The organism is Paenibacillus sp. P4_A9 (assembly GCF_056402415.1).
In genome coordinates, this window is record NZ_JBFUHL010000002.1 from 231,585 (window position 1) to 252,444 (window position 20,860).

Below are 20,860 nucleotides of genomic sequence, written 5' to 3' on the forward strand. Positions count from 1 at the left end.
ATTAACTAGCCTTGTTCTTTAGTTTTAGAGGGCATGGGAAACAAAAAATTGATCCTTAGGGTGATCTGATGAGTGAAGCAATCCCAGTAGTTGAACTTCGTAACATTACGAAACGATTTCCAGGCATCGTCGCCAATGATGCGATTAGTCTGAAGCTGAGAAAAGGTGAAATTCATGCCTTGCTTGGTGAGAATGGTGCAGGAAAATCAACGTTGATGAACATTGTGTTCGGTTTATATCAGCCGGATGAAGGCAGTATTTATGTACAAGGTAAAGAAGTATTTATCGATAGTCCTAATCGAGCGATTGAGCTCGGAATTGGAATGGTGCATCAGCATTTCAAGCTGGTACAACCTTTTACAGTAACGGAAAACATCATTTTGGGGATGGAGCCCAAAAGTGGATGGAACGTCGACATCAAGTCAGCGCAGGATAAAGTGCGCAAGCTATCGGAGCAATATGGTTTACGTGTGGATCCAAAAGCCAAAATCGAAGATATTTCGGTCGGTATGCAGCAGCGTGTTGAAATATTGAAAACGCTGTATCGCGGCGCCGATATTCTTATTTTCGATGAGCCTACAGCTGTACTAACGCCGCAAGAAATTAGTGAATTGATGGTCATTATGCGTAACCTTGTGAAAGAGGGCAAGTCCATTATTCTCATTACACATAAGCTGAAAGAAATTATGGAGATCGCCGATACGGTGACGATTATTCGTCGCGGTAAAGTGATTGATTCCTTGGCATGCGTCCAAGCGAATCCGCAGATTTTGGCCGAGAAGATGGTCGGACGTGATGTCTCCTTTAAAGTAACCAAGGAAGCAGTAAAACTTGGAGAACCGGTTCTCCAAGTAAAAGATTTGACGGTGCGTAATCAACAAGGCTTAGCCTCGCTCAAAGGGCTTAATTTTGAAGTGAAGGCTGGCGAAATTCTGGGTATTGCAGGTGTTGATGGCAACGGTCAGAGTGAATTGATCGAAGCGTTGACGGGCTTGCGGACCATAGATGGCGGCAAAGTGCTGCTCATGGGCAGCGATATCACCAACCAGACGCCGAGAGAAATTTCCGAGGCTGGATTGTCGCATATCCCCGAGGATCGGCATAAACACGGGCTTGTGCTTGATTTTACGATGAGTGAAAATATGGTGCTTGAAACGTATTTCCATCCTGCGTATAACAAGGGCGGCTTCTTGAACTATGAGGCCATTGATAAGCATGCGGAGGCGTTGATTAAGCAGTTCGATGTGCGTACACCGAGTATTTACAACAAGGCTCGTTCCTTGTCAGGCGGTAATCAGCAAAAGGCGATTATTGCGAGGGAAATACATAAAAATCCAAATCTGTTGATTGCGGCACAGCCGACACGTGGTCTGGATGTAGGTGCGATTGAATTCGTTCATCAAATGCTGATTGAGCAGCGGAATAAAGGGAAAGCCGTTCTGTTAATTTCTTTTGAGCTCGATGAAATTATGAATGTGTCGGATCGCATTGCCGTTATTTACGAAGGTCAGATTGTGGGCGAAGTGATGCCGCAGGATACGAACGATCAGGAGATCGGTCTGCTCATGGCAGGCAGTAACGCTACCCAGAAAGGAGCCCTACATGAATAAAGTTGTTCGCATTTTTACAAGTGAATCAGCGATAAATCCCCTTGTGGCGATTGTGCTAGGGCTGTTATTCGGAGCGATTGTCATGCTGGCTGGCGGTTACAATCCGATTACGGCTTATGGGGCACTGTTCGCACGTATTGTAGGTAAACCTTATGATATTGGTGAGTCTATCCGAGCGATTACACCACTTATTTTAACCGGGCTATCTGTCGCGTTCGCATTCCGTACGGGGTTGTTCAATATTGGTGCGGAAGGGCAGTTCGTGATGGGGATGACAGGGGCAACCTTTATTGGTGTCAAAATCCATGGTCTTCCGTGGATCATTCATGCTCCACTTGCGGTCATTGTCGGCGCCTTAGTTGGCGGACTTTGGGGCGCCATTGCGGGCTATTTGAAAGCGAAGCGCGGCGTTAACGAAGTCATTACGACGATCATGTTGAATTGGATTTCCTTATTCTTGTCCAATTATATCGTGAACACATTCCTTCTAGAGCCTAAGCAGCAGCGTTCTTATATGATTCAGGACTCAGCATCTTTGAGTATTGGTTGGTTGTCAGAAGTCATGGATCATGCCAGGCTCCACTGGGGAACCTTAGTTGCCATTCTGGCGGCGGTGGTTTTCTACTTGATACTTTGGAAAACGAAGCAGGGCTATGAGCTACGGGCGGTTGGGCATAATATCGATGCAGCTAAATATGCGGGCATGAATGTGAATAAGAACATCATCAAAGCGATGTTTATCTCCGGGGTTTTTGCTGGACTTGCTGGTGTGTTCGAGGTTCTCGGCGTATTTCATTATCAGGTTGTTGCTGCAGGCACGCCGGGATATGGATTCGATGGTATTGCTGTATCTTTGCTCGGGGCCAACAATCCGATAGGTGTCGTGCTGGGTGCTACCCTTTTCGGTGGATTATCCTACGGTTCTGCGGGGATGAGCTTTGGTGCGGATGTACCGCCAGAAATTATCCGTATTGTTATCGGATCGGTGATCTTCTTCGTGGCTACACAAGGAATTGTTAAATGGGTGCTGCTTCCGTTCTACGGCAAACGCAAGAAAGAGAGGGCTACGTAACATGGACCTGCTCAGTATGCTCAACGCGTTTTTCACGAAATTCAGTGAACTTATTAATACAACGCTGGTGTATTCCACAGCGCTAATCTTCGGGGCATTAGGTGGTATTTACTCGGAGCGTTCCGGGATTGTTAACATCGGTATCGAGGGATTGATGGTTTCCGGTGCATTCGCTTCGGCGGTCGGCACTTATTATGCAGAGGAAGCGAACATGGGCGTCTGGTCCCCTTGGATTGGGCTCTTGTGTGCACTGCTGTTTGCACTGATTTTTGCCTTGATTCATGCAGTTGCGACGATTTCGTTCAAGGCCAATCAAGTCATCAGCGGTGTGGTCATCAACTTCTTGGCAGCTGGCGTTACCCTTTACTTGGTGAAAGTATTGTTCAATGGTGCGGGTCAAACGGAGACGCTGAATGATGTATTCTCCAAATGGGAAATACCGCTGCTTTCCAAAATCCCATATATCGGCTATGCGCTCTTCACGGCATATCCAACGACGTATATCGCGTTAATTCTCGTCGTGGTGACTTGGTATGTACTGTTCAAAACACCATTCGGCTTGCGTCTGCGTGCAGTGGGTGAACATCCGAGCGCCGCTGATACCGTCGGGATTAAAGTAAAGCGCATCCGCTATTTAGCTGTTCTGATCAGCGGTCTGTTCGGCGGACTTGGCGGAGCGACGATTACGCTGACGACAACAAGTGCGTTCTCGCATAACACGATTTCGGGTCAAGGCTTTATTGCGATGGCCGCGATGATTTTCGGCAAATGGCATCCATTTGGCGCACTGGGCGCAGCGGTCTTCTTCGGAATGGCGCAAGCGCTCAACAACTTCATGCGGTTGTTCGATTTCTCCAAAAACATCCCGCAGGAATTCCTTTACATGCTGCCATACGTATTGACAATCCTAGTATTGGCAGGGGCCGTAGGCCGCGCGAAAGCACCGTCTGCTTTGGGTGAGCCGTACGATCCGGGCAAGAGATAAACCGATAAACAAGCACCTTCATGGGAGTGATCCTGTGATGGTGCTTTTCTTATTTACAAGATTCATATAGGTAATTAGGAGGGATTCTGTTGAGTTGCTGGAGATTCAAGTATGTCTAAAGAAGTCTTTTCCAGTAAATCTCCCTTGTATTGAATCAAAGCGATTTGATCTGATTCCGATACTCGCTCGGCGAGACACCGTACCAGCGCCGAAACTGTTTGGAGAAGTACAGCGGATCATAAAAGCCAACGGAAGCTGCGATCTGTTCAATGGTGAGCTCTAACCGTTCCCGCAGCAGCAAGCGTGCTTTATCCACGCGCAGCTTGAGCAGGAACGTAACTGGCGTCACCTTGGTGTGCTGCTTGAATATACGCGATAAATAAGCGCGATTATAGCCCAAGCTTTCGGCCATCATTTCGATGGTAATCGGCTCCGCATATTGCGTGGACAAGTAATGGATCGCCTGCTGCACGATACGGTCGCTTTCGGCCTCGGTCACTAGCCCTGTTACTGCAGGGGCTGGCAGGGCTTCGCAGTATTCACCCAGCAGCAAGCTTAGGTATCCAGTCGCTTTCAGCTGCGCGTTTGGTTTTTTAGACTTGAGCGCTTGTTGGATCTGGCGAAAAAGCACAGGCATATGCCGATTGCGTGCCATATGGATGATGGGGCTTCCGGGGGTTAAGCCCGCCTCATCGACGAGCTTCCCTGCCTGCGCGCCGGTAAATGCGATCCAGCAATAATGCCACGGATCGGTCTCATCCGAGACATAGCTAATGAGCTGCTCAGGTTCAATGACAAAGCTGTCGCCAGCGCCAATCGCATACTCTTCTCCATGTGAGGAGAATACGCCGCTCCCCGATATGACATAATGGATCAAGTAGTAGTCATAGACTTTCGGCCCAAGGCGATGCTCAGGCTTGGTCTGGCTTTCCCCTGCAAATAAAACCGTGAATTCGCTCACCCCAGCAGGAAGGGGGTTTGATACGACATAATAGCTATATGGCTTATCCATGGCGTTTCCTCATTTCCGTTCGAAGAGCATTCCTTCCTTCCACTGTATCATAAATCTCATATAAAGCGGAATCTGTAAATCACATTTTTCCATGTAGAAATTACATGCCTCCATAGCCAATCCATGGCTTATCTCTTATACTAAAGCTATACCAATACCACTAAAGGCGGTGCCACACATGGCAGATTTGCAAGCACTAAAAGACACTTTTATTGAAATTTACGGAGAAACGGCAGCGAAGATCTCTGCATTTCACGCTCCTGGTCGAGTGAATTTGATCGGCGAGCATACGGATTACAACGGCGGTTATGTATTCCCGGCAGCTTTGACGTTCGGAACGACCTTGATTATTCGTCCAAGACAAGATCGTGTGATCGGCTTTGCATCCACCAATTTGGCACTTCGCAAACAAATTTCCATAGATGACCTGTCCTACCAAGAAGAGGACGATTGGATCAATTATCCGAAAGGGATTTTCGTTCATTTGGCCAAAGAAGGGTTCCCTGTCACACAAGGATATGATCTCTTGTTCCACGGCGAAATCCCGAATGGTGCAGGTCTTTCCTCCTCAGCTTCCATCGAGGTTGTCACAGCATTTAGCTTGCTAACGCTGGAGAAATATCCAATCGACACGGTCAAAATCGCGCTTCTCGCTCAAAAAACAGAGAACCAATTCGTTGGCGTTAATTGCGGCATCATGGACCAATTCGCTGTAGCAAATGGTAAGAAGGATAACGCGATCCTACTGATGTGCGATACGCTGGAGTATCGTCATGTTCCTTTTCAAAGCGGCAGCTATAAGCTCGTGATCGGTAACACGAATAAACGCAGAGGTCTCGTCGACTCCGCTTACAATGAGAGAAGAAGCCAATGTGAGCAGGCGGTTACTTATTTGCATAAGCAATTCCCAGACATCACGCTGCTTGGTCAATTGAACCTGGCGCAGTTTAATGAATATAAGCATCTGATCCCAGACGAAACGGTTCGCCGCAGAGCAGAGCATGTTGTGGAAGAGATTGATCGTGTTTTGAAATCCATCGAGGTACTTGAGAAGAATGACCTTGAATCCTTCGGTAAGCTGATGATCGGATCCCACGATTCCCTGCGTGACCTATATGAAGTAACAGGCGTAGAGCTGGATACGATGGTTGCGGCGGCGTTGAAGGTGCCAGGTGTGCTTGGTGCGCGGATGACGGGCGCAGGCTTCGGCGGTTGTACGGTTTCCTTAGTACATGAAGACAGTGTTCAAACCTTTATCGATCAAGTGGGCGCGGAATATACAGGAATTACAGGGCTTACACCAAGTTTCTATGTGTGTGATATTGGCAACGGTGTAGAGCAACTTGAGGAGGCGTTGTAAATGGCAATTCTAGTCACAGGTGGAGCTGGATATATTGGATCGCATGCGGTAGCAGAGCTTCTGGCCAAAGGCGAGGAAGTTGTCATTGTTGACAACCTGCAGCAAGGGCATAAGGACGCGGTGCTTGGCGGTAAATTATACGTTGGCGATCTGCGCGATGGGGAATTCATGGATACCGTTTTTGCTGAAAATAATATCGATGCTATTATTCATTTTGCAGCGAATTCGCTTGTTGGCGAGAGTATGACCAATCCAGCGAAATACTACCATAATAACGTGTACGGAACGCTTTGCTTACTTGAAAAAATGACGCAATACGGCGTGAAACGCATCGTATTCTCCTCGACGGCTGCTACGTATGGCGAGCCTGAGAACATCCCGATCCTTGAAAGCGATCGTACCCTGCCTACGAATACGTACGGTGAGACGAAGCTGGCGATGGAGAAAATGATGAAATGGTTCGACACCGCTCATGGTATCAAATATGTGTCTTTGAGGTATTTCAATGCTGCTGGCGCGCATGCTGGCGGTAAAATCGGTGAAGACCACAGTCCGGAAACGCATCTGATTCCGATCATTTTGCAGGTAGCGCTGGGTCAAAGAGCGCACATCTCGATTTTCGGCGAGGATTATGCGACAGAAGACGGCACTTGCGTACGTGATTACATTCACGTTAGCGATCTAGCAAGCGCACACGTGCTTGCGGTAGAGAAGCTCCGCGGCGGCGCGGACAGCAATATTTACAACCTGGGCAATGGCACAGGCTTCTCGGTGAAGCAAGTCATCGATATCGCGCGCAAAGTCACAGGCCATGCGATTCCTGCAGTTGTGGAGCCTCGTAGAGCTGGCGACCCGGCAACATTAATCGCTTCTTCGGAGCGTGCAAGAGCGGAGCTTGGCTGGAAGCCGGCGCTGGATTCCTTGGAAGCGATCATTGAGAGCGCATGGAATTGGCACCAGAAGCACCCGAAGGGGTACGCGGCTGAAGTGAGTGTTTAACTTAAAATGATGCATATTTGCAGGCTTCGGTTGAGGTTCTCTCCTAAGAAAGGAAAGTGGCATACATGGAACGCACATTACAAACGCCGCAATCTGCAGCGTTAACCATAGAAAGACTTCTGCAATTCGCCACACAGAATGGGTTGATCGAACAGCTGGATGTCTATACCTCGCGCAATGCTTTGCTGGATTTATTCAGTCTGTCGGAGCCGTTCCATGGGGAAGTACCTGCGGAGCAATTGAACAGTCCAGTTGGGTTGTTGGAAGAGCTGCTGGATGCAGCTTGGGAAGCGGGACTGCTGGAAGAAAACACAATGACGTACCGCGATTTGCTGGACGCACGCATTATGGGACTCATGATGCCTCGTCCTTCCGAGGTGGTGCGCCAATTCTGGACGATAGCGAAGACGAAGAATGTTGAAGCAGCAACGGCTTACTTTTACAAGCAATCTATCGATTCCAACTATATTCGGATGGATCGTATTGCCAAGAACGCCTACTGGCTAGCTGAAACGGCCTATGGGGATTTGGAGATTACCATCAACCTGTCCAAGCCGGAGAAGGATCCGAAGGAAATTGCGCTGCTCAAAACGCTGCCACAAAGCAGCTACCCCCTATGTCTACTTTGCGTAGACAATCTGGGCTATGCAGGCCGTGTGAATCACCCGGCAAGACAGAACCTGCGCGTGATCCCGCTTGAGCTGGATAACGAGAAGTGGTACCTGCAGTATTCACCTTACGTGTATTACAACGAGCACAGCATCATCTTCCATGAGAAGCATATTCCGATGAAAACAACGGCAAATACGTTCTACCGTTTGCTGGACTTCATCGAACAGTTCCCGCATTACTTCATCGGATCGAATGCGGACCTGCCGATCGTTGGGGGTTCCATCCTGAATCACGATCATTTCCAAGGGGGACGTCACAAGTTCCCGATGGAAAAAGCGCCTAGTGAGAAAGCTTTCTCACATTCGGATTTTGCAGGCGTGAAGGCCGCTATTGTGAAGTGGCCGATGTCGGTGCTGCGCCTGAGCGGGCACAACAAGCAGCAGCTGTACAAGCTGGCGAGCAAGCTGCTCGACGACTGGCGTGCATACAGTGATGCGGAAGCGGAAGTCCTCGCGTTCAGCGAGAAGGACGGACAGCGGATCCCGCATAACACGATCACGCCGATCGCCCGCAACAATGCGCGGGGCGAGTACGAGCTTGACCTGGTGCTGCGGAACAACCGCACCAGCGCCGAGCATCCGGATGGGATTTTCCATCCGCATCAGCACTTACACCACATCAAGAAGGAGAACATCGGCTTGATTGAGGTCATGGGGCTGGCGGTGCTGCCAGGCCGCCTGCAAGAGGAGCTGGCGGACATCGCCAAGCTGCTCACCGGCGAAGCTAAGGCCGGCCGCGAGCTGAGCGACGAGAGCAATCCGCTGCATAAGCATGCGGATTGGATCGCGGCGCTGCTCGCGAAGCATGGCGCGTCGCTGACGGCGGACGCGGCGAATGCGTTGCTGCAGACCGAGGTCGGCAGCAAGTTCATGGACGTCCTCGCGGATGCGGGCGTCTTCAAGCGTGACGAAGCCGGGCAAGCGGCGTTCGGAAGGTTTTTGGCTGCGGTGGGCTTCGCGCAGCAGTAGATGTTGGATCCCTGGTCGGGTTGATGACCAGGGATTTTTTTGTGCGCGCGCGAGTTGTGTAGCGCGCGGGGCTGGGGATGTTTCCAGTGGTCGAATGACTGGAAAAACTACAGCAAATTTCAAGTGAAATACTTGGAAATGGAATATAACTGGAAAAAGTACATCTGATTTCTCTCAATTCACTCTCTTGACGCTAAATGTAGAAAATTAAATGTAGAAATACATCTAAATCAATATTTTAGGGAAATAGGAATACTATAGATGGATATTTTATATTTTCCATCTAATCGGTTGTTAAGCTACTCTAATACCCGAACAGTCCCCACCAACAGAAGCAACAGCACCAACCAACCTTCGCGCGCCAATAAACAAGTCAATTACTTAGGGAACAGCCTCCACCAACAAGAAAAGGAGTCCCCGACTACGGGAACTCCTTTCTAATTATGACCTAACCGACGCAAGTCGTCCATCCGTTGGTGGAATATAGGGATCTGAAGTAGCCGTTGGTCGAACGGGGATGAGTAGGGGTACTCCCATCCGCCCGCCAGCCACCATCTGGCGATTACTCGCCGCCACTACCCATTACAACATGCTGGTCAAACACACGGACCTGATTTCTACCTGCACGCTTAGCCTGATACAAGGCCGTATCCGCATGCTTCAGAAGCATCTCCAAGGTATCCCCTTGGCTGTTAGACTCAGATAATCCGAAGCTCGCTGTAACGGCAATCGAGCCGTAGATTCCGCTCATTGGCTCCGCTGCGAGCTGTGCTCGAGTTCGTTCCGCTACTAGGGCTGCGTAGTCTAGCGAGCAGGAAGGTAAGGCGATGACAAACTCCTCGCCGCCATACCGAGCCAAAAGCGCGCCCGGCACTTCAATTTCAATTCGCCTCGCAATCGCAACCACGTGCTGAATCGCGAGATCGCCAACATCGTGACCGTAGGTATCGTTGATATGTTTGAAATGATCAATATCGAATAGCAGGATGCTTGTAGACGCGTTGCTATTCTGAGCTTCTACCAATAGAGCCTTACTACGACGGATAAACTCCGTACGGTTTAACAGCTTCGTAAAGCCATCATAGTAGGCAAGTTGTTTTAATTGATCTTGGAGCAGCTTTTGCTCTGTGACATCGATCAGCATGAGCAGGCTCCCAATCGGTTCCCCACTGCGTCCCCGTACAACGGAGGAACGGATCTGATAAAAGAACTCCTTACCGTCGTCTGCACGCCAAACAAATTCTTCTTGCGCACCGTCTTGGGATCGCACCACTGGAAATGGCGTACCCGACAACAGAATCCAAGCTTCATCCAGTGTTAATCCGAGCATTTCCGTTGTTGAGCCTGGAAACATGTAGCTGATCGCGCCGTTGAAGTCAACAAGCCGATCTGCGGAGTCCAGTACGACAGCGCCTTCACGCATACTTTCAAAAATACGATCCTTCGCAATCGGAATGACCGTCAACATCCTTGTGGACACAATCGCCCAGATGTACATGGCAGAAGTCGCACAAAGAATCATCGGTACAGGATCAATGCCAAACGGTGTTAGGCCCATCAAATAAATGAATGCTCCCGTCATCGGCATGAACTGCCCCATGATTAAGGTCACCAGCTGTAAGCGGTAGGCTTTCTTCGTTTGACGCCATCTGCGTATGAGCAGCACAACCGCAGCCAGCATACATCCGAACGTATAGGCCCCGTGAACGATGTAATATTGTCCAATGACGATATCCGTAGTCGGGAAAGGTGCATTTTCGCGGAAATAGATTTCTTTATAAAACAAATGATGGTAATCATTAGTCACCACCATGACGAAGGTAATGACTGGAATAAGGAAGAGCACCCCTATCCTTGAAGGGGTCAAGTTCAAACCAACATACTGCATGACAATCAGTAAGCCTATGGCAGGCGCAGCCGAGATGCCAATATACTCGAAGATGGTCCAGATTTTCACCTCAACTAACGTATCGCTTGCCATTTCAAAAGCGTGAGCAAAAATATAAATAGCTTGAGTAGCCGTATAGATGACGAATGTATAGGCGCCGGGTATTTCTTTGCGCTTGATAAAGGCATACATACATAGAAAGGCTGTAAAAACACCCGAAGTTGCGATGATTGAAATGAACATGGTTAGTGTGGGATGCATGGGTAGCGCTCCGTCTTTTGTAGGATTATTGGATAAATTGTCGATTTAATGGTATCACATCCCCGTGTGCTGTCATAGGGAAAGTTGGGTTGCGAGAATGGAAAGGAGTTACAAAATTTAGTAAACTAAAAGGTAGAAGCAGGGGAGGAGAGTTTCACAATGAAAATGCGGGTATCTGCCGTGCAGTATCATTTGCATACGATTAGCAGCTTTGAAGAGTTCGCCGCACAGGTGGAGCATTATGTGAAGGTAGCGCAGGAGTTTGAGGCGGATTTCGTGCTATTTCCGGAACTATTTACCACACAACTGATGTCCATTGGCGACGCAAACGGCAAAGCATTACCGATAGAGGCATTACCTACTTTTACAGAGGCTTATCGCAACTTATTTCAAGGATTGGCTCAGCGAACGGGCATGCACTTGATTGGCGGCACGCACATTACGGCAGAGGGGGACAAGCTGTACAACACGGCGTTTTTGTTCTATCCAGATGGACGAATTGGCGAGCAAAAAAAGCTGCATATTACCCCGACCGAAGTGAAGGAATGGGGCATGGGTGCGGGCGATTCACTGCAGGTTTTTGATACCGATAAAGGCAGAATTGCCATTCTGGTTTGCTACGATGTCGAATTCCCGGAAATCGTACGGATGGCTAGAGCGCGTGGCGCAGATGTGCTTTTTGCTCCTTCTTGCACGGATGATCGGCACGGGTTCCATCGGGTACGCTATACCTGTCACGCTCGGACGATTGAGAATCAAATCTACGTGGTGACGACGGGGACTGTTGGTGCACTGCCGACCGTTGATTTCATGAGAGCGAATTTCGGACAAGCCGCTGTCATTACGCCAAATGATGTGCCATTCCCGCCGAAAGGCATCCTTGTCGAGGGTGAGATTAACGGCGATATGGTCGTGACCGCTGACCTTGATCTGTCGCTGCTGACACTCGTTCGGGAGCGAGGCTCCGTCACCACCTGGCGCGACCGCCGAACCGATTTATACACGGACTGGTCATGAGGAAATGAGAAAACATCTCTATGTGTTTGATGGGGATACACCTGTGGAGGCGGTCATTCGCACGTATGGCTTGGCGGATTTCGATGCGCTGATTCGTGTTCAGCAGATGAGCTTTCCACCCCCTTTTCCAGCTGAGTTATGGTGGACGAAGGAGCAGCTCACGGAGCATGTGACTCGGTTTCCCGAGGGGGCGCTGTGTGTGGAGGTTGGTGGTCAGGTTGTAGGCTCGATTACGGGACTGCGCGTGGATAGTGAATGGTTGGCGGGGGCAGTCGATCATAGCTGGTCGGCGATGACGGATGATGGATATATCCGCACGCACCGTCCAGATGGCGGCACGCTCTATATTGTAGATGTGTGCATCATGCCAGCATACCGCAAGTTTGGCCTCGGTAAGTGGCTCATGCAGTCGATGTATGAGGTTGTGGTGCAGTTGGGGATGGCTCAGTTGCTCGGAGGCGGACGTATGCCAGGCTACCATAGGATGGCGGAGAAGATGAGTGCCGATGACTATGTGGCGGCTGTGATGGCGGGGACGCTGAAGGACCCGGTGATTACCTTTTTGCTGCGATGCGGCCGGACGCCTGTGCGCGTGGTTGCGAATTATTTGGAGGATGAGGAATCGCTGAATCATGCGCTGTTGATGGAGTGGCGTAACCCTTTTAAACTATAGAAATAGGAGAGATTTGACCTTATGGAGTTCATACGCATAACGAGTATTGAGGATCCACTGTTTCGATCGATGCATGATCTGATGAAGGAGGTATTTCCGCCAGAGGAGGTACTCGACTATCCATTATGGAAGGAGCCGTTAGAAGATCCGGGTATTCGGGTGTTTGTTGCGGTTCATGAAGGCAAAGTGGTCGGCACGACGGAGTATCGCTATTATGAGGATGACCAGGTGGCGATGACGGATTTTACGATTATTGGTCAGGCGGGGCTTGGGATTGGACGCTATCTAGCGAGAAAAAGGTGGCAGGATCTGGAGCGATTAGCGGCAGAATCAGGTAAGCCGATGCAAGGCATGTTCGCTGAAATTTACGATCCATATCGGATCGAAGGGTATGCTTTTGGCGGCGTGAAGCCCATGGATCCTTACGTTCGACGTGAGGTGTTATCGCATCTTGGCTATAAGCGGATTGATTTTACCTACGTGCACCCATCCTGGGAAAATAACGGGGAAGCGGTCGAGGGGCTGGATTTTTGCTTCTTGCCGACGGATGAAGATGCGACAGAAATCAGTGCCGCGTTAGTTGCGAAGTTCCTGCGACGGTATTATGCCGTGCTTGCGAATAAGCCGCATGCTTGGGAATCGATGGTTGCCGGCTTGGAAGGGAAAGAGACGTTGACGTTATTGCCGTTGTAAATGAAGTGTAATGTAAAGCCGCGTTCCTTGGAGTCTCAAAAAGTCCGTCCTCGGCCAGACGCCGGAGGAATATGTTATGGCGAAGCGGGCAACTCCACAGTAACTTCCTGGTTTTATTAATAGCGTCAAGCGGGACGCGCCATAGAAATAAGAGGGGCCCATGTGGCACCTCTTATTTGCATATAAGCATAGAAAAGAAAGATCGACGAATAATAATGGGGGCCTAGCATTTACTTTCATGTCAGTATTTGGTGGGAAACCATGTGGGGTACTGGTGGATGCGCTTTCAATCCGGTTAAAAATTGACAACGAAAAACAAAAAATAACATGTCTTTCTTATCTTCAAACTTTTATAGTTGAGCTAGAGATCAAGCAGAGAAAGGGGAATAATGAAAGTGGCTTTCAATGGACCAATGAAACAAACGACTCTGTCTGATTTGAAAGAGAACCCAAAAAAGAAAAGCTATATTCTTAAGAATTGGCAGGTATATTCTATGATCTTGCCAGGAGTATTGTTTTTTATCATATTCAAGTACATTCCTTTTAGCGGCAGTATAATCGCTTTTCAAGATTATGACGTGTTTAAGGGGGTGACTGGAAGCAAGTTTGTTGGCTTGAAGCATTTCGAAAACCTGTTCACCTATCCGGAGTTTTATAAAATACTCAAAAACACGCTCATCATCAGTATATATAGGCTCATTTTCTCTTTTCCGGCACCGCTCATTTTGGCGCTATTACTTAATGAAGTTCGCAAGGTTGCATTTAAGCGGACGGTACAGACGCTGTTGTACCTGCCCCATTTTTTCTCTTGGGTTGTCGTAGGCGGAATGGTCATTAATTTTCTTTCGCTGTCAGGGATGGTCAATGATATCGTAGCTGCGTTTGGCTTTGAACGAACCATTTTCGTACAAGAGCCATCTTACTTCCGAAGCATTATCGTTACATCGGGGATTTGGAAAGAAGTTGGCTGGGGGACGATCATTTACTTGGCCGCGCTAAGCGGCATCAATCCCGAAATGTACGAATCAGCTGAAGTAGACGGGGCAGGAAGATTGCGTCAAGTAATCAGTATTACGATTCCAAGTCTGCTCCCCACTATCATGGTTTTGCTGCTGCTGCAGATCGGTCATATTCTAGACCTTGGCTTTGAACAGATTTATATGTTCCTTAACCCGCTTGTTCGTGAAGTTGGGGAGATATTTGATACGTACATCTACAGAGTAGGCTTATTAGGGGCTCAATACAGCTATACAACAGCAATCGGATTGTTCAAATCGGTTGTTGGCTTCATCCTCATCATCGGGGCGAATTACCTTAGCAAAAAAACGACAGACAACTCGATCTACTAGAAAGGAGTACATGATGATTCGGAAATCAATGGGTTACCAGACGTTTACCGTTTTCAACTATACGTTTCTTGTACTGGCATCCATCGCCATGTTCATTCCGTTTATGCATATTTTGGCGGGATCGTTCAGCAGCGCTGGCGCCATCATTCAAGGGAGAGTTACGATCTTTCCAGCAGATTTCACATTCCTAAATTATAAAGTCGTTCTGAATGACTCGCGCATTTGGAAATCGTTCGGCGTTACCGTGTTTCTTACGGTCGTCGGCACGCTGCTCAATCTAATATTTACGAGCCTGATGGCTTATGGCTTGTCCAAGCAAGACTTGAAAGGAAGAAAATTTATACTTTTGCTTGTGCTGTTCACGATGATTTTTCAGGCACCGTTAATTCCTTCATATCTGCTTGTCAAATCATTGGGCATGCTAAATACACTGTGGTCTTTGATGATTCCCGATTTAATCAGTGCGTTTAATTTGATCATTATGATATCCTTCTTTCGGAACATTCCTGACGGATTAACGGATGCGGCCAAAATCGACGGGTGCAACGAATATCGGACATTGTGGAGCATCGTTCTCCCTCTCTCCCTGCCTTCCTTAACCACAATCGGCTTATTTTACGCAGTTGGCCACTGGAACGGTTACTTCAATTCGATTCTATACATTAGTAATCCTAATTTATATCCGCTTCAATTGAAGCTCCGCAAGCTAATCGTTGAAAGTGACGTGGAAAGCATGCTGCAGAGCGCGGCGGTAACCGTCCAGTCAGTTGAAGGCATTAAAATGGCTTCGATTATTGTTGCCACCATCCCCATCCTGATTATATATCCAATGATTCAGAAGCATTTTGTTAAAGGCTCAATGCTGGGTTCAGTCAAAGGGTAATAATACAATATAGTTAAAAAAAAGGAGAGGTTCATTTGAAAAAGAGAAAGGTGTTGCCCGTAGCAATTGTAATGGCATTAGCAGCAGGTAGTTTGGTGGGCTGTGGCTCTAAAGAAGAAACTAAAACGGGACAAGGGACATCTACGCCGACGGCTGCTGCCGCTCCTGCAAAGTTCAAAGTGGGTCTAACGACTGGCGGTTCTAAGTATGTCGAAGGATCGGCAGATATCAACAACGATAAATATGTAAAGAAATTGGAAGAACTATCCAAGACTGATTTGACAATGCAATTGATTCCTCATGAAACCTATGCTCAAAGCATGACATTGCTGTTTGCATCCGGCGAGCTGCCTGATTTGTTGCAGACCAAAGGGATTAACCAACCCGAAGTAGCGCCTGCGATTGATTCTGGTGTGTTGCTGCCGCTTAATGATTTGATTGATAAATATGGACCGAATTTGAAAAAGAAAATACCGAAGGCATCCTGGGATTCCGCTCGTGTGAGCAAGGACGGGAAAATTTATGGCATCCCGCAAGAAAACCCGATTACGACCGATACGGTGACCTATATCCGCAAAGACTGGTTAGATAAATTAGGTCTCCAAGCGCCAAAAACTGTGGATGAGTACATCGAAGTCATGAAAGCATTCCGCGATAAGGATCCGAATGGTAACGGGAAGCAAGATGAAATTGCAATGTCGGGACGCGCGAAATTGGCGTTTGCTTATCAATTTTTCGCAGCATATGACGTAATGCCGCGGGCTTGGAAATTCGAGAACGATCAGCTTGTTCCGAATTTCATACGCCCTGGCATGGTTGATGCTCTGAAGGTGTACCAAAAGCTATATCAAGAGAAACTGCTTGATAACGAAGTGTTTACGCTTCAAGGCAAAGATTGGGATGCTAAGATTAAAGGTACGGGCACTGTTGGTATTTGGGCTGCTTCATCCATATCTCCGGGAGCCATTGAAACGGCTATTAAAGCGAATGTGCCGACTGCGGCCATTGACACCATTCCTTCTCCGGTTGGACCTAGCGGCAAGCCTGGCGGGGTATACCCTATAGGCTCCACGGTATCCGACTTTGTTTGGACGATTCCGAAAAGCGCTAAAAACCCTGAAGCCATCATTAAGTTCCTAGATTGGTACTACTCTGACGATAAAGCAAAAGACACGTTCTTCATGTACGGACTTGAAGGTGAGAATTACAAGGCAGAAAACGGTGCGATCAAGTACAACTACCCGACGACTAACGAGCAAATACAGGCGGAGAATATGTTTCAAGAGTGGGTACACTTCACTGGAGGCAAACCGCATCTAACAGATGAGGCGTTCCTCAAGAACAAGCCAGGTGGAGAAAAAACGGTGAAATCGTTGCAGGTGGCGGGTAAAGAAGGCGTTAAAGATGAGGGGTTGGAAATACCTGCTCTGCCAACCTTGAAAACTCGTCCAGAATTGGCTTATGACGGCCTGTGGCTCGAGTTCGCTGCAAAAGTTATTACTGGCAAAGAATCGGTGGATAAATTCAACGATTTCGTAGCCAACTGGAAGAAACAAGGCGGAGATCAATTGATCAAAGAAGCAACCGAGTGGTATAAAGCCAAAAATAAAAAGTAATACAAATGAACCCCCGCTGTCTCAGTGGGGGTTTTCTAAAAACAAGGAGATAATCATGCGAAAACTTCACTTACTATGCAACGCTCATTTAGACCCTGCCTGGCTCTGGGAGATCGAAGAAGGAGCAGGAGAGGCACTTTCCACATTCCGGATCGCGGCCGATTTTTGCGAAGAATATGGCGGATTTATTTTTAACCATAATGAAGTCATTCTTTATAAATGGATTGAGGAATACGATCCGGCGTTATTCAAACGCATTCAGAGGCTGGTGGCGGAGGGCAAGTGGCACATCATGGGTGGCTGGTATCTGCAGCCGGATTGCAACATGCCTAGTGGAGAATCGTTCGTAAGGCAGATGCTGCTAGGGCGAGTGTACTTCAAAGAGAAGTTCGGCAAAGTACCGACGACGGCTATTAATTTCGATCCGTTTGGTCATACGCGCGGACTCGTGCAAATTATGAGCAAGGCAGGTTTTGATTCGTATATCGTTTGTCGGCCTGACCAGAACGACTGCCAGTTACCGGACGAAGAATTCCGTTGGATTGGTCATGACGGTTCCGAAGTTACGGTACATCGCGCTTACAAAGCTTATTTATCAGGGCGTGGCAAGGCGCATTTAAAGGTTGAAGGCTGGATGCAGGACCATCCAGATAAGTCGGAAGGACTTGTGCTGTGGGGAATAGGGAATCATGGGGGCGGACCTTCCCGGATTGATTTAAACAATCTGAAGGAGCTTAAAGAGCGGACGGAAACATTTGATATTATCCACTCCACGCCGGAAGAATATTTTGTAGAGCTGAAAGCTAGTGGGAATGAACTGCCGACTTACAATAAAGATTTAAATCCGTGGGCGGTTGGCTGCTATACGACCCAAATCCTTATTAAGCAAAAGCATCGTAAGCTTGAAAATGAGTTGTTTTTTGTTGAAAAAATGATATCCTCTTACGCACTTCAGGGCTATGGCGCTTACCCTCAAGAGGACATACATGAAGCTACCGTTGATTTAATGATTGCAGAGTTTCATGATATATTGCCGGGTTCTTCGGTTCAACCGGTGGAAGAGGCATCCATTCGCATAATGGATCACGGTCTAGAAATTTTGGCTCGCTTAAAAGCTCGCGCCTTCTTTGCCTTGACGGGTGGTCAACGGAAAGCAACGGAAGCCGAGGTTCCGATTTTTGTTTATAATCCCCACCCTTATAAGGTGAAAGGCATTTTTGAATGTGAATTTCAATTGCCGGACGTGTCGAGAGGGCAATTCGCGGTTCCGGTGGTGCATATAGAAGGGAAAAGAATCCCGAGTCAAGTTGAAAAGGAAATTAGCAACCTATACGTCGATTGGCGGAAGCGTGCCGTATTTTATGCCGAGCTTGAGCCCGGTCAGATGAACCGGTTTGACTGCACAGTCGAATTCCTGACAGAGAAAGCAAAGCCGACACTCCAAGCCGTGAATGAGTTGATTCTCTTTAAGACGGATCATCTAGAGGTTGTTATCAACTGCGCTACTGGTTTTATTGACGAGTACAAAGTGGATGGTGTTTCCGTCGTTAAACCTGACGCATTCAAGCCAGTCGTGGTGAAGGATTATGACGATTCCTGGGGTAGCCACACGCAAAGCTTCCCGAATATAATCGGAGAATTCAAGCTCATGTCCAAGGCGAGGGGCTCCCGGTATTCGGGAATTCCGGGCAAGCCGATTGAGTCGGTCCGTGTTATAGAAGATGGGGAAGTACGAAGTGTTGTTGAAGCTGTGTTTGCATACAAGGACTCCTTCATCTGCCAGCGTTACTATTTGCCAAAGCAGGGTACTGAAGTAAAGGTTGATCTTACTGTTCATTGGAACGAGAAAGCGAAACTGCTCAAGCTGTCTGTGCCTACAACGTTCGAACAGCCGCAATATTACGGCCAAGTCGCTTACGGCGTAGACGAGTTGCCTGCTAACGGTCGGGAAGCCGTTGCTCAGAAATGGGTTGCTGCGGTTGATGGGGCTACTGGCGCATCTTTGTCCGTCATTAATGACGGAACCTATGGATCCAGCATCCACGATGGTGAGTTGCGTCTGACATTGCTTCGTTCGCCAGGCTATTCAGCGCTTCCGGGAGGCAAAATGTCTTATACGATGCCGAAAGACCGGTTTTCACCCCGAATTGATCAAGGGGAACGCCGGTTCACGTTTTGGTTTAAAGCAGGAACGTGGGAAGAACGTCTGCCGGGGCTAGATCGAGAGGCGCTGGCATTGAACGAGAAGCCGTATGCTTTAACGTATTTCCCATCAGGAGAGGGCACGGCGCCTGCTTCATTAATCACTTTAAGTGATTCGTCGGTACAATTGACGGCTTTCAAGAAAGCTGAGATAACTAACGATTACATCGTACGCTTGTATGAGCCAACTGGCGAAGAACGTTTGACGGTAGTTTCCATACCTTCTCTAGGTATTAATCAAGAAGTTAGATTGGGCCGATTCGAGATTAAGACACTTCGATTGAATGTGACGGAACGAATTCTTATAGATGCGAACATGATGGAAGAGAAATAGGAGAGAGAAGCGATGGAGAATTTGACGGTTGGCGAATTAGCAGTAAACGGCGGGACTCCGGTTCGTACAGATCCATTCCCTGTTTGGCCGATCTATGGCCAAGAAGAAGAGAAGCTTTTGCTTGAGGTGCTGCATTCACAGAAGTGGGGCGGAACCGGTAAATCCAACGTTCCGGGTCTGGAACCAAAGCTGCCTGAACTAGAAAGGCAGTTCGCCGACATGCACGGCGCGAAACATGCGATTACAGTGGTGAACGGAACGATCGGGATAACGATTGCGCTGCAGGCTGCGGGTGTGCAGCCAGGCGATGAAGTGATTCTGCCGGCGTACACGTTCATTGCCACAGCGTCATCGGCGCTCATCTTCGGAGCGATTCCCGTCATTGTGGACGTAGAGCCTCACACGCTGCTTATTGATCCTGACAAAGTGGAAGCAGCCATTACACCGAAGACGAAGGCGATCATCGCTGTGCATTTGGCAGGAGCATCAGCTGATATGACGCGGCTGAAGGAGATTGCGAACCGTCACGGCTTGCGCTTGATCGAGGACTCCGCGCAAGGAGTCGGAGCGGAGTGGGACGGCAGGCGTGTCGGTGCTATAGGAGATTTGGGCACGTTCAGCTTCCAATCGGGGAAGAATGTGACAGCGGGTGAAGGCGGCATCATCTTGACCAATGACGACGAGCTCGCTGCAAAGGCATGGTCGCTTGTCAATGTAGGCCGCATCAAGCAAGGCGGTTGGTATCAGCACGAGGCGGTCGGCTGGAACCTGCGCATGACCGAATTCCAGGCCGCTGTGCTGCTTGGGCAATTGAGTCGGTTCGAAGCGCAGTTTGTCCTGCGGGAACGCAATGCCAAGCTGCTGAATGAGCTGCTCGCTCCAATCGCGGGCATTGTGACAGTTAAACGCGATCCGCGCATTAACCGTCACGCCCAGCATTTGCACTTACTGTTCTTGAAACCGGAGCTCGCGAACCGCATAGAGAAGAATGAGATGATTCGTCGATTGAATGGCGAAGGGATTCCCATGCATGCGGGTTATGTCTCTTTAAACAAGAACAAAGCGATTTTGGCAGAGATCGCCAAATGGACAGGGGAAGCCGAGCATCGGTCATATGCTTGTCCGGTTAGCGAACGAGCTTGTGATAAGGAAGCGATGTGGCTGCATCAGAACGTATTGCTTGCCGACGAGAAGGCGATGTACGACATTGCGGCGGCAGTCAATAAAGTAATGAGATCGTTTGACTAACGAACAGGCTGTCTAACA

At 48.5% G+C, this 20,860-nt stretch carries 16 protein-coding genes; 14 read left to right on the forward strand and 2 right to left on the reverse strand.

Going from position 1 to position 20,860, the window contains the following annotated elements:
• The first annotated feature begins 68 nt into the window (after nt 1-68).
• Genes AC1DVJ_RS03345 through AC1DVJ_RS03355 form a run of 3 tightly spaced genes read left to right on the forward strand, consistent with a single transcriptional unit; the run spans nt 69 to nt 3,667 of the window.
• Nucleotides 69-1,610, forward strand: coding sequence for an ABC transporter ATP-binding protein (locus AC1DVJ_RS03345; RefSeq protein ID WP_477588337.1), 1,542 nt, complete (start codon nt 69-71; stop codon nt 1,608-1,610).
• The gene (locus tag AC1DVJ_RS03350; RefSeq protein ID WP_477588338.1) at nt 1,603-2,682 is read left to right on the forward strand and encodes an ABC transporter permease; all 1,080 of its coding nucleotides are present in this window, start codon (nt 1,603-1,605) and stop codon (nt 2,680-2,682) included. Before AC1DVJ_RS03345 ends, AC1DVJ_RS03350 begins: the two co-directional genes overlap by 8 nt.
• Nucleotide 2,683: 1 nt before the next feature.
• A complete protein-coding gene (locus AC1DVJ_RS03355; RefSeq protein WP_477588339.1) occupies nt 2,684-3,667 on the forward strand; it encodes an ABC transporter permease in 984 nt (327 codons plus the stop codon).
• A gap of 154 nt (nt 3,668-3,821) precedes the next feature.
• On the opposite strand, the gene AC1DVJ_RS03360 is transcribed toward AC1DVJ_RS03355, so the two are convergent.
• Entirely contained in the window at nt 3,822-4,679 is an 858-nt protein-coding gene (locus AC1DVJ_RS03360) for an AraC family transcriptional regulator (RefSeq protein WP_477588341.1), read from the reverse strand.
• 178 nt (nt 4,680-4,857) lie between these two features.
• On the opposite strand from AC1DVJ_RS03360, the gene AC1DVJ_RS03365 reads away from it, so the two are divergent.
• The 3 genes from AC1DVJ_RS03365 (at nt 4,858) to AC1DVJ_RS03375 (ending at nt 8,678) form a co-directional block, all read left to right on the forward strand.
• Nucleotides 4,858-6,039: a galactokinase gene (locus tag AC1DVJ_RS03365; RefSeq protein WP_477588342.1), complete on the forward strand. Its 1,182-nt coding sequence runs from the start codon at nt 4,858-4,860 to the stop codon at nt 6,037-6,039.
• Nucleotides 6,040-7,038 (forward strand): UDP-glucose 4-epimerase GalE, encoded by a 999-nt coding sequence (galE, locus tag AC1DVJ_RS03370; RefSeq protein WP_477588344.1) that lies wholly within the window; start codon nt 6,040-6,042, stop codon nt 7,036-7,038.
• 65 nt (nt 7,039-7,103) lie between these two features.
• Complete coding sequence (locus tag AC1DVJ_RS03375; protein ID WP_477588345.1) at nt 7,104-8,678, forward strand: UDP-glucose--hexose-1-phosphate uridylyltransferase; 1,575 nt, start codon at nt 7,104-7,106, stop codon at nt 8,676-8,678.
• Between the two features lie 562 nt (nt 8,679-9,240).
• Here AC1DVJ_RS03375 and AC1DVJ_RS03380 read toward each other — a convergent pair.
• A complete protein-coding gene (locus tag AC1DVJ_RS03380; protein ID WP_477588346.1) occupies nt 9,241-10,809 on the reverse strand; it encodes a histidine kinase N-terminal 7TM domain-containing diguanylate cyclase in 1,569 nt (522 codons plus the stop codon).
• Nucleotides 10,810-10,986: 177 nt separating this feature from the next.
• On the opposite strand from AC1DVJ_RS03380, the gene AC1DVJ_RS03385 reads away from it, so the two are divergent.
• The 8 genes from AC1DVJ_RS03385 (at nt 10,987) to AC1DVJ_RS03420 (ending at nt 20,842) form a co-directional block, all read left to right on the forward strand.
• Entirely contained in the window at nt 10,987-11,844 is an 858-nt protein-coding gene (locus AC1DVJ_RS03385) for a carbon-nitrogen hydrolase family protein (protein WP_477588347.1), read from the forward strand.
• A 4-nt stretch (nt 11,845-11,848) separates the two neighbouring features.
• Nucleotides 11,849-12,517 (forward strand): GNAT family N-acetyltransferase, encoded by a 669-nt coding sequence (locus AC1DVJ_RS03390; protein WP_477588349.1) that lies wholly within the window; start codon nt 11,849-11,851, stop codon nt 12,515-12,517.
• Between the two features lie 21 nt (nt 12,518-12,538).
• A complete protein-coding gene (locus AC1DVJ_RS03395; protein ID WP_477588351.1) occupies nt 12,539-13,210 on the forward strand; it encodes a GNAT family N-acetyltransferase in 672 nt (223 codons plus the stop codon).
• 413 nt (nt 13,211-13,623) lie between these two features.
• Entirely contained in the window at nt 13,624-14,559 is a 936-nt protein-coding gene (locus tag AC1DVJ_RS03400; protein WP_477588352.1) for an ABC transporter permease, read from the forward strand.
• A gap of 13 nt (nt 14,560-14,572) precedes the next feature.
• Complete coding sequence (locus AC1DVJ_RS03405) at nt 14,573-15,442, forward strand: carbohydrate ABC transporter permease (protein ID WP_477588354.1); 870 nt, start codon at nt 14,573-14,575, stop codon at nt 15,440-15,442.
• A gap of 35 nt (nt 15,443-15,477) precedes the next feature.
• Nucleotides 15,478-17,058: an extracellular solute-binding protein gene (locus tag AC1DVJ_RS03410; protein WP_477588355.1), complete on the forward strand. Its 1,581-nt coding sequence runs from the start codon at nt 15,478-15,480 to the stop codon at nt 17,056-17,058.
• Nucleotides 17,059-17,113: 55 nt separating this feature from the next.
• Entirely contained in the window at nt 17,114-19,594 is a 2,481-nt protein-coding gene (locus AC1DVJ_RS03415) for a glycoside hydrolase family 38 N-terminal domain-containing protein (RefSeq protein ID WP_477588356.1), read from the forward strand.
• 12 nt (nt 19,595-19,606) lie between these two features.
• A complete protein-coding gene (locus tag AC1DVJ_RS03420; protein WP_477588358.1) occupies nt 19,607-20,842 on the forward strand; it encodes a DegT/DnrJ/EryC1/StrS family aminotransferase in 1,236 nt (411 codons plus the stop codon).
• The last annotated feature ends 18 nt before the right edge of the window (nt 20,843-20,860 follow it).

Coding starts and splice junctions, on each gene's coding strand:
- AC1DVJ_RS03345 (WP_477588337.1), top strand. CDS start 69: ATGAGTGAAGCAATCCCAGTAGTTGAACTTCGTAACATTACGAAACGA.
- AC1DVJ_RS03350 (WP_477588338.1), top strand. CDS start 1,603: ATGAATAAAGTTGTTCGCATTTTTACAAGTGAATCAGCGATAAATCCC.
- AC1DVJ_RS03355 (WP_477588339.1), top strand. CDS start 2,684: ATGGACCTGCTCAGTATGCTCAACGCGTTTTTCACGAAATTCAGTGAA.
- AC1DVJ_RS03360 (WP_477588341.1), bottom strand. CDS start 4,679: ATGGATAAGCCATATAGCTATTATGTCGTATCAAACCCCCTTCCTGCT.
- AC1DVJ_RS03365 (WP_477588342.1), top strand. CDS start 4,858: ATGGCAGATTTGCAAGCACTAAAAGACACTTTTATTGAAATTTACGGA.
- galE (WP_477588344.1), top strand. CDS start 6,040: ATGGCAATTCTAGTCACAGGTGGAGCTGGATATATTGGATCGCATGCG.
- AC1DVJ_RS03375 (WP_477588345.1), top strand. CDS start 7,104: ATGGAACGCACATTACAAACGCCGCAATCTGCAGCGTTAACCATAGAA.
- AC1DVJ_RS03380 (WP_477588346.1), bottom strand. CDS start 10,809: ATGTTCATTTCAATCATCGCAACTTCGGGTGTTTTTACAGCCTTTCTA.
- AC1DVJ_RS03385 (WP_477588347.1), top strand. CDS start 10,987: ATGAAAATGCGGGTATCTGCCGTGCAGTATCATTTGCATACGATTAGC.
- AC1DVJ_RS03390 (WP_477588349.1), top strand. CDS start 11,849: ATGAGAAAACATCTCTATGTGTTTGATGGGGATACACCTGTGGAGGCG.
- AC1DVJ_RS03395 (WP_477588351.1), top strand. CDS start 12,539: ATGGAGTTCATACGCATAACGAGTATTGAGGATCCACTGTTTCGATCG.
- AC1DVJ_RS03400 (WP_477588352.1), top strand. CDS start 13,624: ATGAAACAAACGACTCTGTCTGATTTGAAAGAGAACCCAAAAAAGAAA.
- AC1DVJ_RS03405 (WP_477588354.1), top strand. CDS start 14,573: ATGATTCGGAAATCAATGGGTTACCAGACGTTTACCGTTTTCAACTAT.
- AC1DVJ_RS03415 (WP_477588356.1), top strand. CDS start 17,114: ATGCGAAAACTTCACTTACTATGCAACGCTCATTTAGACCCTGCCTGG.
- AC1DVJ_RS03420 (WP_477588358.1), top strand. CDS start 19,607: ATGGAGAATTTGACGGTTGGCGAATTAGCAGTAAACGGCGGGACTCCG.